Annotated in this window: 1 protein-coding gene, 1 tRNA gene and 1 pseudogene; all 3 read left to right on the forward strand. The window is 64.5% G+C overall.

Annotated features, from left to right (window positions below):
* A partial coding sequence (locus tag ACNA7R_RS20430; protein WP_416285371.1) for an HNH endonuclease occupies nucleotides 1-159 on the forward strand: 159 nt, incomplete at its 5' end.
* A gap of 100 nt (nucleotides 160-259) precedes the next feature.
* Nucleotides 260-362, forward strand: a tRNA-Gln gene (locus ACNA7R_RS20435).
* Between the two features lie 321 nt (nucleotides 363-683).
* Nucleotides 684-1,190: pseudogene (locus tag ACNA7R_RS20440) on the forward strand (protoheme IX farnesyltransferase); the annotation flags it as partial.

The raw sequence follows: 1,190 nt of genomic DNA on the forward strand, positions 1-1,190 counted from the left end.
CTCGATCGTAACCCGGACGTACACCACGTTCGACCGGTCAGATCGTTCGAGAACGCCGAGGATGCACATACACTGGACAACGTCGTCACCCTGTGTCGGAGCTGTCACCGTCGCGTGGAAGCGGGCTCGATATCGGCACCCTCTCGTCGTGAAAAGTAACACTATTGTGCGGCGGGAGTCTATCCCGCGAGTGGAGTCCCGTGGTGGTGAGCAAATCCGATGGATTTGCGAGGTACACGGGACGACGAGTGAAACGAGGAGTCCCGTGGTGTAGTGGCCAATCATATGGGCCTTTGGACGTGCTCGGTTCGGTCCGTCACGGAAGACAGCCCATGACGGCGGTTCGAATCCGCCCGGGACTATGGCAGATATTTTATATATCCACTTCTCGAGCCAGCGTCCGCTACCCGACCGACGACCGACGAGAGCTGCCGCCGACCCGATCGGCGGGGAGGATCGAGCGGCGCGGATTCGTCTCGGCCCTCGACGGCTGCGGTCGCGGGGAAAGGCGAACTCGAGGTGTGACCGACCGCGAGCGCTCGTAAGAGTCGGCCGTCCAGCGACCGATCGATCGGAAGGGGCGAACATATTCGCACGAGGGGATACCGGGTCGGCGTCGCAATCTGTACCCGTGCAGGCGCCCGGTTCCGTCGGCGATCGCGCTCACGACACTCGTTCCACCTATGTCCGAATCCAACACGCATACCCGGTTCGTATCCCTCCTGGTCGCGACGACGATCGCAGCGTACGTGCTCATCGCGCTCGGAACGGCGGTCTCGACGACCGGAAGCGCCGAGACCTGTACTACCTGGCCGAGTTGCTCGAGCGAGTGGGCCGTCGGCCCGATTACGAGCGAGGGGCTGCTGTTCTGGGGCCACCGCGGCGCCGCGCTCGTCACCGCCGCCTTGCTCGCCGGAGCGGCGGTCGCCGCCACCCGTCTCGATCTCGGTCGAATTACGCGCGCGGGACTCGTCCTCGCCTGCGTCCTGTTTCCCGTTCAGATCGTCGTCGGAGCCGTTCTCGTGGTTCGCGAGTCGATGGTCGTCGGCGCGGTGCATCTCGTGCTCGCGATGGGGATTTTCGTTGGACTGCTCGCCGCTCTCACGCGGACACTCGAGGCGCGGATTGAACGCGGAACGTCAAACACGGAGCACGCTTCCGAGGTCGCTCCGGGACCGACCGTCCGACCG

Source organism: Natronococcus sp., assembly GCF_047921035.1.
Taxonomy (GTDB): Archaea; Halobacteriota; Halobacteria; order Halobacteriales; family Natrialbaceae; genus Natronococcus.